The 17,285-nt window shown below is 56.7% G+C and carries 15 protein-coding genes; 12 read left to right on the plus strand and 3 right to left on the minus strand.

Going from position 1 to position 17,285, the window contains the following annotated elements:
* The first annotated feature begins 4 nt into the window (after positions 1-4).
* Genes BJP05_RS05150 through BJP05_RS05175 form a run of 6 tightly spaced genes read left to right on the plus strand, consistent with a single transcriptional unit; the run spans position 5 to position 8,194 of the window.
* Complete coding sequence (locus tag BJP05_RS05150) at positions 5-2,779, plus strand: RNA helicase (protein WP_070362474.1); 2,775 nt, start codon at positions 5-7, stop codon at positions 2,777-2,779.
* 30 nt (positions 2,780-2,809) lie between these two features.
* The gene (locus BJP05_RS05155; RefSeq protein WP_070362475.1) at positions 2,810-3,949 is read left to right on the plus strand and encodes a Xaa-Pro peptidase family protein; all 1,140 of its coding nucleotides are present in this window, start codon (positions 2,810-2,812) and stop codon (positions 3,947-3,949) included.
* A 12-nt stretch (positions 3,950-3,961) separates the two neighbouring features.
* Complete coding sequence (locus tag BJP05_RS05160; RefSeq protein ID WP_070362476.1) at positions 3,962-5,176, plus strand: lipase family protein; 1,215 nt, start codon at positions 3,962-3,964, stop codon at positions 5,174-5,176.
* Between the two features lie 27 nt (positions 5,177-5,203).
* The gene (locus BJP05_RS05165) at positions 5,204-5,743 is read left to right on the plus strand and encodes an FxsA family protein (protein WP_070363522.1); all 540 of its coding nucleotides are present in this window, start codon (positions 5,204-5,206) and stop codon (positions 5,741-5,743) included.
* Positions 5,740-7,368: an apolipoprotein N-acyltransferase gene (gene lnt, locus BJP05_RS05170; protein ID WP_070362477.1), complete on the plus strand. Its 1,629-nt coding sequence runs from the start codon at positions 5,740-5,742 to the stop codon at positions 7,366-7,368. Before BJP05_RS05165 ends, lnt begins: the two co-directional genes overlap by 4 nt.
* On the plus strand, positions 7,322-8,194 hold the full coding sequence (locus BJP05_RS05175) for a polyprenol monophosphomannose synthase (RefSeq protein WP_083290780.1): 873 nt from the start codon (positions 7,322-7,324) through the stop codon (positions 8,192-8,194). Before lnt ends, BJP05_RS05175 begins: the two co-directional genes overlap by 47 nt.
* Before the next feature lie 76 nt (positions 8,195-8,270).
* Here the strand turns inward: BJP05_RS05175 and BJP05_RS05180 are convergent, their stop codons facing one another.
* Positions 8,271-8,648 carry an RNA polymerase-binding protein RbpA gene (locus BJP05_RS05180; RefSeq protein WP_070362478.1) on the minus strand — a complete coding sequence of 126 codons (378 nt, stop codon included), beginning with the start codon at positions 8,646-8,648 and terminating at the stop codon, positions 8,271-8,273.
* A gap of 128 nt (positions 8,649-8,776) precedes the next feature.
* Between BJP05_RS05180 and BJP05_RS10970 the strand changes: the two genes are divergently transcribed.
* Positions 8,777-9,124, plus strand: coding sequence for a hypothetical protein (locus BJP05_RS10970; RefSeq protein ID WP_071572633.1), 348 nt, complete (start codon positions 8,777-8,779; stop codon positions 9,122-9,124).
* Positions 9,125-9,130: 6 nt separating this feature from the next.
* The gene (locus BJP05_RS05185) at positions 9,131-9,841 is read left to right on the plus strand and encodes a YceI family protein (protein WP_070362479.1); all 711 of its coding nucleotides are present in this window, start codon (positions 9,131-9,133) and stop codon (positions 9,839-9,841) included.
* A gap of 129 nt (positions 9,842-9,970) precedes the next feature.
* On the opposite strand, the gene BJP05_RS05190 is transcribed toward BJP05_RS05185, so the two are convergent.
* Positions 9,971-11,299 carry a cyclopropane-fatty-acyl-phospholipid synthase family protein gene (locus tag BJP05_RS05190; protein ID WP_145945246.1) on the minus strand — a complete coding sequence of 443 codons (1,329 nt, stop codon included), beginning with the start codon at positions 11,297-11,299 and terminating at the stop codon, positions 9,971-9,973.
* Between the two features lie 135 nt (positions 11,300-11,434).
* Between BJP05_RS05190 and BJP05_RS05195 the strand changes: the two genes are divergently transcribed.
* Positions 11,435-12,772 (plus strand): NAD(P)/FAD-dependent oxidoreductase, encoded by a 1,338-nt coding sequence (locus BJP05_RS05195; protein ID WP_070362480.1) that lies wholly within the window; start codon positions 11,435-11,437, stop codon positions 12,770-12,772.
* Positions 12,773-12,914: 142 nt separating this feature from the next.
* A complete protein-coding gene (locus BJP05_RS05200; protein WP_070362481.1) occupies positions 12,915-13,988 on the plus strand; it encodes a magnesium and cobalt transport protein CorA in 1,074 nt (357 codons plus the stop codon).
* Here BJP05_RS05200 and BJP05_RS05205 read toward each other — a convergent pair.
* Positions 13,985-14,407, minus strand: coding sequence for a PaaI family thioesterase (locus BJP05_RS05205; RefSeq protein ID WP_070362482.1), 423 nt, complete (start codon positions 14,405-14,407; stop codon positions 13,985-13,987). The two genes, BJP05_RS05200 and BJP05_RS05205, sit on opposite strands and share 4 nt — an antisense overlap.
* A gap of 36 nt (positions 14,408-14,443) precedes the next feature.
* Between BJP05_RS05205 and gndA the strand changes: the two genes are divergently transcribed.
* Both gndA and BJP05_RS05215 read left to right on the plus strand, forming a co-directional pair.
* The gene (gene gndA / locus BJP05_RS05210) at positions 14,444-15,928 is read left to right on the plus strand and encodes an NADP-dependent phosphogluconate dehydrogenase (RefSeq protein ID WP_070362483.1); all 1,485 of its coding nucleotides are present in this window, start codon (positions 14,444-14,446) and stop codon (positions 15,926-15,928) included.
* Between the two features lie 46 nt (positions 15,929-15,974).
* Complete coding sequence (locus tag BJP05_RS05215; RefSeq protein WP_070362484.1) at positions 15,975-17,282, plus strand: DEAD/DEAH box helicase; 1,308 nt, start codon at positions 15,975-15,977, stop codon at positions 17,280-17,282.
* Positions 17,283-17,285: the final 3 nt, after the last annotated feature.

The following is a 17,285-nucleotide window of genomic DNA, read 5'->3' on the forward strand; positions in this document are numbered from 1 at the left end:
GGGCATGTCCGCTTCCTCTGACTCGTTTCTCGCACAGTTTCAAGCCTCGAAGGATTTTCCGCTCGACCCATTCCAAATTGAAGCTTGCCAGGCACTCGAAGACGATCGGGGCGTGCTCGTCTGCGCCCCAACGGGATCCGGGAAAACCGTAGTCGGTGAGTTCGCCGTTGCGCTGGCGCTCTCGCGAGGCACAAAGTGCTTTTACACCACACCAATTAAGGCGCTGAGCAATCAGAAGTACCACGACTTCGTCGCGGCATACGGCGAAGAATCCGTTGGACTGCTGACAGGCGACGTGAGCATCAACGGTTCGGCGGACATCGTCGTGATGACGACAGAGGTGCTCCGAAACATGGTGTACGCGGAAGCACCTCGCCTGGACCGACTAACCCACGTGGTAATGGATGAAATCCACTTCCTCGCAGATCCGGAACGTGGACCTGTTTGGGAGGAGATCATTCTCAACTTGGACGACTCCGTCCAGATCGTTGGGCTTTCGGCGACTGTGTCGAACTCGGAAGAGTTCGGTGAATGGCTCAACACTGTTCGTGGCGATACGACCGTGATTGTTTCCGAAGACCGTCCGGTTCCGTTGAGTCAGTACATGATGGTTGGCAAGAAGGTCCTTCCATTGTTCGAGCCTGCCAACCCATCCTCCGAGCCCGAACTTAACAGGGCTTTGGCGCATCAGATCGCTCGTATCGAGTCTCGAGCGACGGAAGAAGGCGCGGACGACTTTCATGAAGGTCGCGGGTTCCGTGCCCGCTCGAGTGGACGTCGCCATGGGAGGACGCGCCAACAAGACCGCTACCGCCCGGTTGGGCGGTCGGAAGTTGTCGAGGTGCTCGATGGGCTAGAGATGCTTCCGGCTATTGTGTTCATCTTCTCTCGAGCGGGATGCGATGGCGCTCTCTACCAATGCCTCCGTTCGCGGAAGGAACTCACGACAGAAGAGGAACGTGCACGTGCCGCCGAGATCATCGACGCGGGTGTTGAAGGCATCCCGGAAGAGGATCTCAAAGTACTGAACTACCGGCAGCTTCGCAGCGCGTGGCTGAGGGGGTTCGCTTCGCACCACGCAGGGCTATTGCCCGCGTTCAAGCACATCGTCGAGCAGTTATTTGTGGAAGGGCTCGTCCGGGTGATGTTTGCGACCGAAACGCTGGCCCTGGGCATCAACATGCCGGCCCGAACCGTCGTGCTGGAGAAGTTGGTCAAGTTCAACGGCGAGGGCCACGTAGACCTCACACCAGGGCAGTACACCCAGCTCACGGGGCGCGCCGGTCGGCGAGGGATCGATGTGCTCGGCAACGCTGTTGTGCAGTGGGCGCCAGCGATGGACCCGCAGTATGTAGCTGGATTGGCGTCGACAAGAACGTATCCACTCATTTCACCGTTTGCTCCCGGCTACAACATGGCTATCAACATGCTTGCCATGAATGGTTTCGACGACTCCATTCGACTTATCGAGCAGTCATTTGCTCAGTTCCAAACCGACCGATCCGTGGTTGGCGAGGTGAGGGACCTAGAGCGGCTGGAAGGCAAAGTTGCTCGACTTCGCGCCCAATTATCCCGCGATATCTCTTCGTACGCGCCACCATCAGATCACGCGATTGAGGACCTGTTGGAGTACTTGGACATCCGACATGCTCTCAGCGTGGAGGAGAAGAAAGCACGGAGAGACGCGCTCGACAACCGGCACACCGAGGTCGCCCGCGTGCTGGCCCGACTGGAAGTCGGCGAGATCATCGCGCTTCCTGGTAAACGTCAACCGGAGCTCGCGGTGGTGGTTCAGCCCGCCGGCAGACACGACGATCCGCGCCCCTGGGTCACCACCGAGCGTGGCTGGTCGAGCCGCATCAACGCTGATTTTTTCAAGAACACTCCACTCGTCGTAGGGCGAATGAAAGTTCCACGGCATACGCGGGACCAACCACGCAAATTTGCGAAAAAGATCGCAAGCCAGCTCCGCCACGCTCCGGTGCCTGCACCAAAGCGACTGCGTGAGAAGGCCCGGTATCGAACTCCAAAATCCGTCACCAAACTTCGCGAGCAACTTCATGCGCACCCCGTCCACTCATGGCCGGCCACGGACCGCGAAATGCTGGCCCGAGTAGGCGAGAAGCTTGCCCGTGAGCAGCGCGCACTTGACCGGCTGAGCAGGCAAGTAGACAACGCCACCGACACACTTGGCAGAACATTCGAGCGCCTGATCGGGCTGCTGCAAGAACTCGACTACGTGGAGCTCGTGGAAGGAGAATTCCAAGTCACTGATGAGGGCGAGCGTTTAGCAAAGCTGCACAATGTTTCGGACCTCCTCGTTGCGCAGTGCCTAAAACGCGGGATCTGGGACGAGTTGGACCCCGCCGAGCTCGCCGGTGTCGCGTCGATGGTCGTGTTTGAGAACCGCCGTACCACGGGAGGCTCCCCGGAGGCCGCTACAGAGCCAATGGCCCACGCAATGAATGAAACGATGCGTGTGTACGGCGAACTCGTTTCCGATGAGCAGCGTCACAAGCTTCCACTCACCAGAATGCCAGACCCACATTTCTCACTCGCGTTGCACCAATGGACCGCCGGCGCACCGCTTGGGTACGCGCTTGCAGCCGCGGCAGAATCTGGCGCGGAACTGACCGCGGGCGACTTTGTCCGATGGTGCCGGCAGGTGATCGACCTGCTAGAACAGGTGAAGAAGGTCGGCTACAGCGATGAGATTCGCAACAATGCGAACCGCGCGATAGAAGCTATTCGACGCGGTGTAGTAGCAATCGGGAACTAGTGCGAGTACTAGTGCGCCTACGATGGGCGTATGACTTTCTTCGGAAGCGATACATTTGAACGTCGACGCGCAGCAGCCTGCAAATTTCTTGCGGCAAATCACCTGCGCGCCGTGATCATCGGCCCTGGCCCGGAATTTGAATACCTGACCGGTACACAAATCGATACGCACGAGAGGCTCTCCGCTATCGTGCTCACCGATGAAGGAAACGCTACCGTTGTCCTCCCCAGCACCGACGCTGGCTCCTTCCCCTCAGATGACCCGGCGCTCATCCCCATTGGGTGGCGCGATGGCGAAGACCCCTATGAAATTGTTTATAAACTCATCGCATCGCCTGCCGACAGCGCAACGCCTCCGATCATTGGCCTGGGCAGCACGCTCACCGCGGATCACGTGCTGGCTTTGCAGCGATACCCATTCAAGACCTGTCTTGCGCAGGACGCATTGTCTAGTCTGTTTATGGTCAAGGATGATGACGAGATTGCGCAATTGGCTCAGGCCGCCGAAGCAATCGACCGCGTTCATGCCCTCGTTCCCTCGCTACTTACCCCAGGTATTACCGAGCGCGCTGTGGCTGACGCACTGCACACGGCGATCATGGAGGAGCACACTGCAGTAGACTTCATCATTGTCGGTTCTGGCCCCAACGGCGCAAACCCTCATCACGACTTCTCCGATCGAATCATTGAAGCAGGGGACATCGTCGTCGTCGATATCGGAGGGACGATCGCGAGCGGCTACCACTCCGACTGCACGCGAACGTATCTTGTCGAAGGAGCACCGGGCTGCCAAGAGCAGCTCGATGCCTACGAAGTGCTTTTGCAAGCGCAACAGGCAGCTTGCGACGCCGCTCGGCCTGGAATGCGAGCAGAAGAGCTCGACGCGGTTGCGAGGAACATTATCTCCGAGCACGGGTACGGCGAGTGGTTTACGCACCGAATCGGGCACGGCATTGGGTTGGCTGGCCACGAACCGCCGTTCCTGGTCACCGGCAATGATCTCGTCCTAGATGAAGGAATGGTCTTTTCCATCGAACCAGGAATTTACAAACCAGACAGCTGGGGAATGCGTATCGAGGACATAGTGCATCTCCAGGCAGACGGTGCACACGCGCTGAACACCAGGCCAAAGACCTTGCAGCCCCACCCACGAGACACTCCGAAGATCTAGGAAAGCACATACATGGAGTTCGGCTTAACTCTTCGCACACTGCTGCCGCTTAGCGTTGACCTCTCACATTCACATCCGCTCACAGATGCGGAGTACGGCAAAGCAACTTGGGCAGTCGGCGCTAGTCCTGGCACACTGCTGCAAGCAACGCCGATTCGTCCTATAGGGCTGCAGTACAGGCTCAATCGTGCCAACGCATTCAGAATTGAATACACCACGACCGACGAGCGGGAACGCGTGATGTCTGCTACCGGCGCGGTGTTCCTCAGCAAGCGTCCCTGGCATGGCAATGGACAGCGTCCAACCGTCGCGTTCGCCCCCTCCACCCAAGGCGTTGCCCCGGCATGTGACCCTTCTTACTCCTGCACAGTGGGACTTCGACTTCGACGCAAACCACTGGACCTTATCGCTGCCTACGAGCAGCCTGCGATCAACATGTTGCTCGCCGCGGGAGCGAATGTCGTGTTGACGGACTATCCACGAGATCCCGAAGACAATGTGCAGCTCTATTGCTTCCACCGCGCAGCAGCCCACGCACTCGCCGATGCAGTTCGCGCCAGCGTAGGCCTAGGCTGCAGCGTCGAAAAGCTTGGTCTCTGGGGTTTTTCTCAGGGCGGTGGCGCCGCAGCTTCATGGTTAGAGCAACCCGAGTACGCGCCGGAACTACATCTGCGTGCCGCAGTCGTCGGAGCACCACCTGCAGATCTGCTTGCGATGCTCGACCGCATCGATGGGACGCTTCCGTCCATCATGATTCTTTACGCAGTCGCCGCCCTTCTAGCATCCGACCCAGAGATCACGGAAGAGCTGATGCCCCACCTCAGCCCCGTTGGTATGTCCGCTGTCATCCTTGATGCGAACATCTGTGCAGTGGGCGCGGTCCTCCGACATGCTTGGGCAAGCACCGTACACTGGACGGCAGCAGGTATCCCAATGTCTACGCTCCTCGAGGATCTTCCGAAAACAGCCGCAGCGCTCGACGATCAAGCATTAGGTACTCGTACACCACTCGATATCCCACTCAGACTGTGGGGCAGTAAGCACGACGACATCGTCCCGTGGCAAGTGGTCGCCGAACTAGGGGAGAGGTGGGATAGACCCGTTCAAATGCGAAAACTTCCCAAGCTTCCGGGAAGAACTGGCATCAACCACTTCGCCCCATACTTCCAGCACCTCCGAAAGGACGTCCTGTGGCTATTAAGCCAGCTAGAATCCTCAGGCAAGTAACCGTGTAGTCCGGCTAAGATGGTCGGCATGCCAATCTACATTTTGACGTATTTCCTCGTAGAAGCGCTGGCGTTTTTCCTTGTCGCGAAGTCAATCGGCGTTGGCTGGGCTTTGCTGGCAATCTTCGCGCTGATGGTACTAGGCGGTGCACTGGCGACGCTCACGCTCCGCGGCGAACTCGCAAAGGCGGCACGTGGCAAAACATCTGTAGGGAAGCTAGCAGGCGACTCTGCGCTTCTCATGGTTGGCTGGGCTTTTTGCATTATCCCAGGCTTCGTTTCTTCAATCCTGGGGTTCTTCTTGGTCTTCAGCCCTACTCGCTCGATACTCCGAAACCACCTTTCACGCTCTCTGCGGCAACGCGTGGAAAATGTTGGAATCAGGATGTACGAATCGACGCCGATGTCCCGAAACTCTGCTTCCTACGGCTCGTTCACGCGGCCAACTCCTGAGCGTGGGGCCAGCGACGATGAGCACCCCGTCATTGACACGGATGAAATTGAAGACTGGCTCTACGAAGAGCACAAACGCCGATCAGAAGGTGGGGAAGAGGGACCACGGTCGTGAATGCGTCACTCCGACTTGTCCTCGCGGTACTTTCCGGCGTTGCGGTTGCGTTCTCCTATGAGCCGTTCGGGTACTGGTTCCTCGCAGTACTCGGCGTTGGTGCGTTCTACCTCGCTCTGATGCCGTGGAAACGTTTTGCTACAGCAGCGAAGCCATCGCCAAGTGCAGCATTTGGCTGCTTGCTCGGGTTTGCCCATGCCGCCACGTGCTACTTGATCCTCCTGCCCTGGATCGGAGCATTCGTCGGCGCGATGCCCTACGTGGCGCTCGCTATCACGCTGGCGCTCTCAGCGCTTATCACTGGCGCGGTTGGCGTCCGCATTGCCCGTTGCCAGTATGGGTTCCTTGCTTTTCCATTTGTGTATATCGCGGTGGAGTTCCTCCGCTCGTCGCTTCCATTCGGCGGATTTTCCTGGGTCCGGCTGGCATGGGGGCAGGTCAATGGGCCTCTGGTGTGGCTATCTTCAATTGGTGGTCCAGCGCTAGTTTCTCTCGCCGCCTGTCTCGCTGGTGTAAGCCTCGTGACGTTTCTCATCACGCGTGGGAGAACCCGCAGGGTAGCTGCGTTAGGTTTCGCGCTCCCGATCGGGCTCGGAGGACTTATCAGCCCGAGTTTCGATGGCGAGGGGGCAGAGGCTCAGACGGCACAGGGCAACTCCGTACTGGTCGCAGCGATTCAAGGCAATGTGCCGCGCCTCGGGCTTGACTTCAACGCTCAGCGCAGAGCCGTGTTACAAAATCACGTCGATGAAACTGTTCGCGCAGCGAATGATGCCCAAAAACAAGGTGAAAAGCTTGACCTCGTTATTTGGCCGGAGAACTCGTCGGACGTGAACCCGTTTCAAGATCCTTTGGCGGCGTCGTCAATCGAACGCGCTGTGAGCGCAGTAGGGGCACCGGTGCTGGTGGGGACGCTGACGCGCGACGAGGTCGGTGCGCGCAACACGATGGTCGTGTTTGACCCGGAAACAGGGCCAGGCGAGACGCATCATAAACGCTTTTTGCAGCCGTTTGGCGAGTACATGCCAATGCGCGACTTCTTCCGGAAAATCACGGACCTCGTGGACCTCGCCAGCGATTTCAAGCCCGGCAATGGCCCAGGTGTCGTCCACATGGGAGGCATCCCTGTTGGGGTTGCCACATGCTATGAAGTGGCAGAAGACCCGGCGTACCGGATGGCAATTAATAATGGTGCGCAAATTCTCGCTACACCGACGAACAACGCGACTTTCGGGTTTAGCGATATGACCTATCAGCAGCTGGCGATGAGCAGGCTGCGTGCCATTGAAACGGATAGGGCAGTGGTTGTTGCAGCTACTTCAGGTGTGTCAGCAATCGTGCACCCTGATGGAACGGTGAGCCAAGAAACTTCTATATTTGAAGCTAACCACCTGATTGAACGCCTGCCACTACATACAACGCGGACATTTGCTGTGCGTTTTGGGGACTACCTCGAGGCTGCGTTCGTTTGGCTTGGGTTCATGCTCATACTCGGTGCAGCAGTCCGCCGACCCAGGGAGTATGCTAGACAACATTTGAACAACGGCGAGAAACGTTGCTGGAAAAGGAGCAGCCACCGTGGCGAATTCGACATTAGTGATCATCCCGACGTACAACGAGATTGAGAATCTTCCCCTCATTGTTGGCCGGGTTTTCGATGCAAACGATGATGTAGACATCCTTATTGTCGACGACAATTCTCCTGACGGAACGGGGCAGAAGGCCGACGAACTGGCAGAAGCGAATGATCGCCTGCACGTCTTGCACCGTGCTGGCAAGGAAGGGCTACTCGCCGCGTACCGCGACGGTTTCAACTGGGGACTCGAGCGTGACTATGAGGTTATCTGCCAGATGGACGCCGATGGCTCGCATGCACCTGAGGAGCTTCACCGCTTGTTGGAGGAGATCGAAAGCGGCGCAGACGTCGTAATCGGTTCGCGGTATGTGGACGGCGGGGAAGTTAAAAATTGGCCGAAGCAGCGCTACTTGCTTTCCAAGCTGGGAAACGCCTATGTTTCCCTTGCGCTGGGTGGCGATGTTCGCGACATGACCGCAGGTTACCGCGCTTTTCGACGCGAAGTCCTCGAGACCATCGATCTCCAGGAGTTGTCCAACAAGGGCTATATTTTCCAGGTCGATATGGCGCACAAGGCCGAGCTTGCCGGTTTCGACGTTCGCGAAGTACCGATTACATTCGAGGACCGCACGTTGGGCGAATCTAAGCTAGACGCAAGCTTCGCGACAACTTCTCTCTGGGAAGTCACCAAGTGGGGTGCCACCGAAAAGTTTGGCACCGCACGGGAGATGGCGAAAGAGGGATTCCGAATGCTCAGCTACGAGGCCAAGCGCTCTAAAGCAAACGAGCTGCTGAGCAAGGCGAACGACCTGCCTCAGCTCGCGGGCAACGTCGTAGAGGTTGCCAAGGAATTCATCGCTTCGAAGCGTAAGTAACTTCGCGTTGACAGTTAGACGAAAGGCGAGAAGCTACAGAATATGTGGCCTCTCGCCTTCGGGCTATAACTAGCTCTTACTTCTTGTTTTCTGCTGCTTGTTCTTTCGCCAAGCGCGCAGCAGCGCGACGACGTTTCCGCAGCTGTTCAAGGCGCTCTTCAAGCAGCACGTCGAGCTCTTCGATAGTACGGCGTTCGCGAAGCATATCCCAGTGAGTACGGGGTGGCTTCGTCGGCTTCGACTCGACGCCTTCGCCTTCCATAAGGGCGCCGAGCTGGCCGTTCTTGCACATCCATTCCTCTGGAATCTCTGCATCATCTGCGAACGGCACTTCGAAAATCTCGCCGTTCGGAGTGCGGTATCGCGCTTGCTGCCGAGGCGCGAGATCATGGTCTCGGTCCGTCTCGTAGCTCACAGCGCCCATTCGACTTCCGCGAAGAACACGATCAGCCATACTCAATTGTCCCTTCTAAACACATTTAAATGCAGTCGCCCTATTATAACGTTCACCTTTTAGATTTTGTTCCCGCAGTATTGAACCGGACATGCATTCCGTTCAAGGTGTGTATTAGGCTGACCCGTATGCCAGAAAGTGATGTGTACGCGAAGAGCGAATCGCCTACGTGTCAGTGGTGTGGCAAAGAAATGGCTCGTCAGCAGGGAAGAGGACGCCGCCGAAAATATTGCAGCCAGTCATGTAAGCAGCGCGCGTATGAACAGCGTAACTTTGTAGCCGGCACTGCGATTGATGAAGGGGCAGCCATCCTTAAACCGGAAACTGTGTCGATGCTCCGCGACAACCTTTTCGTTTTGCGTTGTACAGCGGAAGATATCCGGACAGCGGTGGATGAAGGTGCAAACCCGGATGAATTACGTAACATGTGTGACGAATTAATTGAATTAGCGCGAACAGTTGAGAAGTTGAGGTAAGTACCCATGAAGGAAGTGCAAGCTCCCAGCGACCGCAAGAAGAAGCTCTTGATGGTCATTGTTGCGGGAATTGCGGTGCTCGCGGTCCTAATCGCGATAATCCCATTGCTGCTCAACATGTTTGGTGGCGGTGGAGTCAAGACAGAAGGAATTGATACAGACCGACTTAAACCGGCGGACACTGACATCAACGGCGTTTGGAAGATCCAAAAGCGTCCTGGCGTCAACTCGACGTCCGTTGGGTTCACGTTCGATGAAGTTCTTCCTGGTGAAGCAAAGACGACCTCAGGATCGACGACAGGCGTTGAAGGCGAAGTACATATTGAGTCGGGTGTACTGCAATCTGGCGAAATCGTAGTCGACATGACGAATTTAACTACAGACAGCGATGTTCGAGACAACAACGTACGCCGGAAGATTCTTCACACGGATCAATACCCGACGTCAAGCTTCACGATCACCGAGCCGATTGATCTATCCAAGGTTCCATCAGACGGTTCCGCTGGAACCGTGAACGTGGTCGGAGACTTGACCATCCATGGCGAGACGAATCGCGTCACAGCACCTTTTGACGTAGCCCTGTCTGGCAGCCATCTCATCGTCGCGGGCGATGTACCGTTTGATAGAGCTGACTACGGCGTTGAGACGCCTGAATTTGTCGCAGCGAAGATTGCCGAGAGCGGGCTACTCAATATTCGCCTCAATATGACCAAGTAGACTGTCCAGAATTACCCGCCCAATTACGTCACGTTACGTTATTGGGCGGGCTTCCGCTATCTATATGCAAAGTTGTGGAAATGTCCGATAATGTACATTATGTCAACTAAGAAACTTGACCCTTGCTTCTTATCGGCGCCCACCCCGGTGCTTCCGTACCAATACCGCCTGCGCCAGATCCAAGCCCCCTACGGATGCAACTGCTTCGCGAACCGCAAACTGCCAGAGCCATAGTCGGCGAAATACTTCGTCATAGCCATCGGCCGCGGCTTCACGGAGCCGCCCTTCAAACATTTGACGCTGCAAACGAATCGACAACCGAAGATGTTCCGGCGCACGGCTAATACTGATCGCTTGGAGATGCGTTTGCTGTTCAACTAGCTTCAGAAAATCGACTTCATATTGATACTCCATACCTGGCCATACATACGCACCAAGCACCTGAAGCGCACTCCGACACGCTCGGTTCACGGATTTTGATTGCACGCGACGTGCCATCACCGATTGCACACCGATACGCCCGCCTGGAAGTAGCATGCGGTCCATCGCGCGAAGGTACTGCACTTTATCGCGTTTCGGGCATGATTCAAGCTGACTAAATGAAACGATTGCATCATACGGCCCATGCTGCTGGGCCCATTGGGCGTCACCAAGTTTGCCCACGGCAACGCGTACATCGTTCGCAGCGCCATTAAGAATGAGGTATTCCCGAAGATGAGCGGCACTGTCATGGCTAATTGCGAGAGTATCAACCACCACTCCGCGCCCTATCGCGGCCAGAGCCACAGCACCTCCCGAGTTCGGATACTCGAGCAATCTCGTACCGCGCCCTGCACCGACTAGGTCCAGCAACTGCTGAGCGCTCCGCGCCTGTATATCGCCCAAGTCGGCTCGATCCGCATCGAGCGGTGCTTCGTAGGTGGTCACATCGATATAGCGGCGCTTCGCGCCACGCTGTTTGGCACGCTGCTCCGGGTAGGACTTGGTCAGTTTGCGCTCGGTAGTTGCGACACCTGTAGCGAAATGACCCTGGAAAGCACTCACACGATCGCCCGAAAAGTGCTGTACGAGAGAACTCGGCAGCATCGCTCCAACAGTTTCCGGCCGTGGCTTCCACGATGTACGGCGGGGTACGTAGCCCTGCCCCAGCAGCTTCGCAATGACTTCAACAAGTACATCCGATGAGGTCACTGACCACTCGCCTGCCATGTACCCCTCTGCCAGGCCTGTCCAGCCAGCAGCCGCGATTCGTTCAAAAAGCCGCTCATGGTTCACGAGAATGTCGGCGTCGTCACCAGAAAGCGTTACACCCGCGGCGTCACAGGCTCGAGCAAACTCGGCCTCTGCAAGCCTGGCGCGAGTTTTCAGAGCAAACCCATCCAACGGCTGCACTAGCCGTGGCCACTTTGTGGCGTCAACAGTGTGTAAATGCGTTGGTACTGGTTCAGGAATCGGCACGCTTCCCCACCTTACTTGGTCAAACTTTCAGCGGAGTTTTCGACGCTTCATCTCCAAAACCATACCGTTCTAACATTATGGGCGTACTATAAAGGGAAGAAAATTCAAACAGCTTTCCCAAGGAGCGACACTTTTATGACTCAGACACCATACCGCCCCGCTGGAAACCGCCATCACGTCGTGATCGTAGGTGCGGGGTTTGGTGGCATTAACGCTGCTCATGCACTCGCGGATGCAGACGTAGACATTACGATTATTAACCGCACAAACCACTTCATCTTCGCCCCTCTGCTCTATCAGGTAGCGACCGGTCTTCTGTCTGTCGGCGAAATTGCCTCTTCGGTTCGCCAGATTTTGGCAAGCCAGGACAACGTTCGCGTTGTGCGCGGCAATGTTGACGAGATCGATACCGCGAATCAGATCGTCACTGCTTCCGATGATGGTGCGTCGTCACAGTATGCCTACGACTCATTGATCCTCGCAGCGGGTGCAGGCCAGTCCTACTTCGGCAACGATCACTTTGCGGAGTTCGCACCTGGTTTGAAAACAGCCGATGACGCGCTCGAGGTGCGCGCGCGCATTCTTGATGCCTTCGAGAAAGCTGAGCTAGCTACTTCCGCTGAAGAACGCGAACGGCTGCTCACTTTTGTGCTCGTCGGCGCCGGTCCAACTGGTGTTGAGCTCGCTGGACAGATCGCCGAGTTGGCGCACCGCGCATTTGCTGGAGGCCAGTACTCGTTCTCACCAGATCAGACCAAGATCCTTCTTATCGACGGCATGCCACAGGTTCTGCCACCATTTGGAAAGCGTCTTGGCCGGAAGGCGCAGCGCGAGTTGGAGAAGGCAGGCGTTACTGTCATCTTAAATGCCATTGTGACTAACGTCGACGCTGAGAGCGTCACGTACAAGAACACCAAGACCGACGAAGAGACCACTGTCTACACTCCAACGAAGATTTGGTCTGCTGGTGTCCAGGCTTCCCCGCTGGGCAAGCAGGTCGCCGAGCAAGCTGGTGTAGAGGCTGAACGTAACGGCAAGGTGCCGGTGAACGCCGACCTGTCCGTTGGCGAACTGTCGAATGTATTCATCGTGGGCGACATGATGAGCCGCGACCGCTTGCCAGGCGTCGCCCAGGTTGCAATCCAGTCCGGTGAATATGTCGGAAAGATCTTGAAGGCACAGGTTGAAGACGAGATTACGCCGGAACAGCGCGAGCCATTCTCCTACTTTGACAAGGGATCGATGGCTATCGTCACTCGCTTTAACGCTGTCGTGAAGATGGGCAAGGTCGAAATCGCTGGATTCTTGGGTTGGTTGATGTGGCTCTACGTCCACGTCTCATTCCTCACTGGACTGCGCAACCGCACTGTCACAGCGTTGACGTGGGTTTACAACGCTTTGAGCTCGAAGCGATACAACCTTCCGACGACACCCGGCCAACGCCACGCGAAATCCGAAAACTCAGAGAACTAAATGACTCTGCTAACGCGCCTCTCCCCTTTGCATACGGTTGGAGAGGCGCGTTCGTGTTCCGTTCTCGAAGGGCGTAGTATCTCGAGCGTTGTTATATCCCTCGCCCTTGATTGGCGTGACGCAGGTAGTAAAGGGGGCCACTATGCCACCAAGGATCCCGTTGTCGAGGAAGTCGTCGAAAAGCACGCTTCAACCATCGCGCATACCGGTGAAGGTCCCTCTGGAACGCTCGATCGACTTTTGCAAAGTATTTGTCGACGGCAAGCGCGTCCCTGGCAACTATCGGATTCCACAGGCACTGCAGGTCGCACGGGAGCACGATAACGCGTTTGTGTGGGTCTCGTTGAAAGGTCCGACAGATGAGCAGATGACGAAGATCTCGTCGTTTTTCGACATTGACGATCTGATCGTTGACGACGTAGTCGATGCCCACCAGAGGCCGAAGGTTGAGCGCTACGATGAGCAGCTGTTCATGGTCGTGCGCTCGGTGTATTACCGCGACGATGAGGAGGTTGCGGATGCCCGTGAAATCATTTCCACTGGTGAAGTCCAAATTGTGACCGGTCCGAACTTTGCGATCACGATCCGGCACGGCGCACCACTGCCTGATTTGACTGGCAAACTAGAGAGCGAGGAGGAGCTTGCGGTGCTTGGCCCAAGTGCCGTCGCATGGGTGGTGTCCGACTACATCGTCGATAACTATTTGAAGGTCGCAGACAACCTGAGCCGCGACGTCGATGAGCTGGAAAACGAGGTGTTTACGCCTCGGCGAGACATTAACATTGACAAGATTTACAACTACAAACGTGAGATCTTGGAGATGCGCCACGCGATCGACCCACTTGCACCGGCGTTAAAGAATGGTTTGACCAACAACCGTGATCTGATGCGGAAAGCGCTCAGATCTTACTTCCGTGACGTGCAGGACAACGCGACGATCGTGAGTGACCACCTCTCAGGCTTCGATGAACGCCTTTCCTCCCTGCTTGACGCCTCGGTTGCGAAGGTTTCGATGCAACAGAACTCCGATATGCGTACGATATCTGCAGTAGTTGGTATGGCTGCGGCCCCGACCATGATTGCCGGTGTTTATGGCATGAATTTCGAGAATATGCCGGAATTGGCTTGGAAGTACTCCTACCCGGTGGTGCTCGGCGTAATGATCCTGACCATGGCACTGATGTATTGGTGGTTCAGGAAGAACCGCTGGCTTTAGGGTACGAGGAGCTTCAGATTCGTCAGGGCCACTAATTTGCCTTCGTGATGCATTTCGATGCGCCAGAGGTGGGTTCGCCGCCCGACATGAACTGGGCGCGCGGATGCTTCGATTCGCCCGTCACGGACGCTTCGTAGGAGGTCGGTGTTGTTGTTCATGCCGACAGCAGGTCTGCCAGCTGTCGCCATCGCTGCAACGGAACCTACCGTCTCTGCGAGACCGGCATAGACTCCCCCGTTGACGATCCCGGCAGGCTGAAGATGCTGGGGTCCGACGTCTATATGTGCAGTTACGCACTCTGGGCTACACGCCGTGATCACCATTCCGATCGTGTTGGCGTAACCGTTGTTGTATTCGTTGAGGGTCCGCAATTCTTCCTCGTTGAGCTCGCGATCAACTTTTTCGAATAGAAAACTCATTCCGTTCTTTCCTCTCAGCAGCGTAGTATTGTCTGCATGACTACCACCGAGCATGATACGAATCAGTCCCAGACTCATCTCGCCCAGATCGGCGTTGTCGGTATGGCGGTGATGGGTTCGAACCTAGCACGTAATTTCGCCCGCAACGGACATACGGTTGCTATCTACAACCGGTCCCCTGAGAAGACTCGCGCCGTAATGGCCGAGCACGGGGATGAGGGCTCGTTTATCCCATCTGAAACGATTGAGGACTTTGTTGCCTCGCTGGAGCGTCCACGCCGTGCTGTCATCATGGTCCAGGCTGGCAAGGCTACGGATGCAGTGATCAATCAGCTCGTCGAAGCGATGGATGAGGGCGATATCATCATCGATGGCGGTAACTCGTTGTTCACCGATACGATCCGCCGTGAGAAAGAAGTCGCTGAAAAGGGGCGCCACTTCGTCGGCGCAGGTATCTCTGGCGGCGAGGAAGGTGCACTGCTTGGTCCTTCGATCATGCCTGGTGGTCCTGTCGAGTCATGGGAGGCGCTTGGCCCACTCCTTGAGGATATTGCCGCGAAAGTCGATGGCGTTCCGTGCGTGACCCACATTGGCCCAAATGGTGCCGGACACTTCGTCAAGATGGTGCATAACGGCATCGAGTACGCCGACATGCAGGTCATCGGCGAGGCATACCATTTGCTTCGCTACGCAGCTGGGTTGGAGCCGGCGGAGATCGCTGAAATCTTCTCCGAGTGGAATGAGGGTGACCTGGATTCCTACCTGATCGAGATCACCGCTGAGGTACTGAAGCAAGTCGATGAGCAAACAGGCAAACCGTTTGTCGACGTCGTTGTGGACGCGGCTGGCCAGAAGGGCACGGGTCGCTGGACTGTGAAGGAGGCCCTAGACTTGGGCGTCCCAGTCACTGGCATCGGCGAAGCAGTGTTTGCTCGTGCGCTTTCTTCTTCTACTGCGCAACGCACCGCGGCCTTGGAGGCCAACCTCCCTAGTGGCGTAGAAGCTTCGTTCGCTGACCTTGGTCTGGACAAGGCGCAGTTCGTCGAGGATGTCCGGCGTGCTCTGTACGCCTCAAAGCTCGTTGCGTACGCGCAAGGCTTTGATGAAATTGCTGCGGGTTCCGAGGAGTACGACTGGGGTCTGAAGCCTGGTGAGCTGGCGAAGATTTGGCGTGGTGGCTGCATTATCCGCGCGAAGTTCCTCGACCGCATCACCGAGGCGTATGAGAAAAACCCTGAGCTGCCATCACTGTTGCTCGACCCTTACTTCCGCAATGAGCTGGAGGGCGGCGTCATTGATGCGTGGCGTCGCGTCGTCATAACGGCTACGCAGCTCGGGCTTCCGGTTCCGGTATTCGCGTCCTCGCTCTCCTACTACGATTCCTTGCGTGCAGACCGCTTGCCTGCGGCGCTGATTCAGGGACAACGTGATTTCTTCGGTGCGCACACCTACAAGCGCGTCGATATGGACGGCACGTTCCATATCGCGTGGTCTGGCGACCGCAAGGAGCTTCGTTACTAAGCGTGGCGATAGCACCTGACCGCAAAAAGGCACTAGGGTGTTTGCAATGAAAAGTTTTGCCGATCTCGGCCTTCCCCACCCCCTGGTGCGCGCGCTCAACGCAGAAGGAATTACTCGGCCGTTTCCAATTCAGGAAGCGGCTATTCCTGATGCCCTAGCAGGCAGAGACGTGCTTGGGCGTGGTCCGACCGGCTCCGGCAAGACTTTTACGTTTGGTTTGCCGATGTTGGCGCGTCTGAGTGGTGCGCCAAGTCAGCCTGGACGGCCCCGTGGACTTGTGCTCGCACCGACGCGTGAATTGGCAAGCCAGATTCAACAGCGATTGAACAGCCCCGCGAGCGCACAACGCCTTCGCGTGCTGGATGTAGTTGGTGGCGTCAATATCAATACGCAGATCCGCGCTTTGGCGGCACCAGTCGACCTCTTGGTGGCGACACCGGGCCGTGCAGAGGATCTATTGCAGCGTGGCGTCCTCGATTTTCGGGCTCTGGAGATCGTCACGCTTGATGAAGCCGACCAGATGGCCGACATGGGCTTCATGCCTCAGGTCATCAAGCTTGTCGACCGAGCGCCAAAGGATTCCCAGAAGTTACTGTTTTCTGCAACGCTCGATGGCGATGTACAGAGAATCGTTGACAGGTACATGCATAATCCGGTTACGCACTCCACAGCTCCAGCGAAGTCAGCTGTAAAGACCATGAAACACTTTGTCCTGTTGTGCGGCAGCCGCGAGTCGCGCAATGCTCGAGTGCTGGAAATCGCCGCACGCGAAGGCAAGACGATCATGTTTATGCGCACGAAGCATGGTGTGGACAGGCAGGTGAAGAAGCTTCGTCGCGCCGGAGTTCACGCGCAGGGAATTCACGGTGACAAAGGTCAAGGTGCTCGAACTCGCGCACTAGAGGGGTTCGCTGATGGTTCAACTCCAGTCTTAGTTGCGACGGACATCGCAGCACGCGGAATCGACGTTTCGGGAGTCTCACTCGTTGTCCACATCGACCCGCCTGCAGAACACAAGGCATACTTGCACCGCGCGGGGCGTACAGCGCGTGCGGGCACTGAGGGCAACGTTGTTACGTTGGTCATGGATGAACAGCGTAAGGAGGTTCGCTCGCTCCTCAACAAAGCTGGAGTGCGAGCGACCGAAGTCCGGGCGCAGGAGCTCACACCTGAGGTCGTTGAGATCACCGGAGCTCGGCAGCCGTCTGGGAAGCCCCTGCCACCGCCTGGTGGCCAGCCACCACATCAGCGAAAGAACCACAACGCAACCAGGCGTTCGAAACGCCCCAGTGCGAATGCTCAACGACGACGGTCGACGGGAAGGAGCGGTAGGCGTCGGACGCCTCGGTCATAGTCG

This window comes from Corynebacterium sp. NML98-0116 (genome assembly GCF_001767255.1).
GTDB lineage: Bacteria > Actinomycetota > Actinomycetes > Mycobacteriales > Mycobacteriaceae > Corynebacterium > Corynebacterium pseudogenitalium.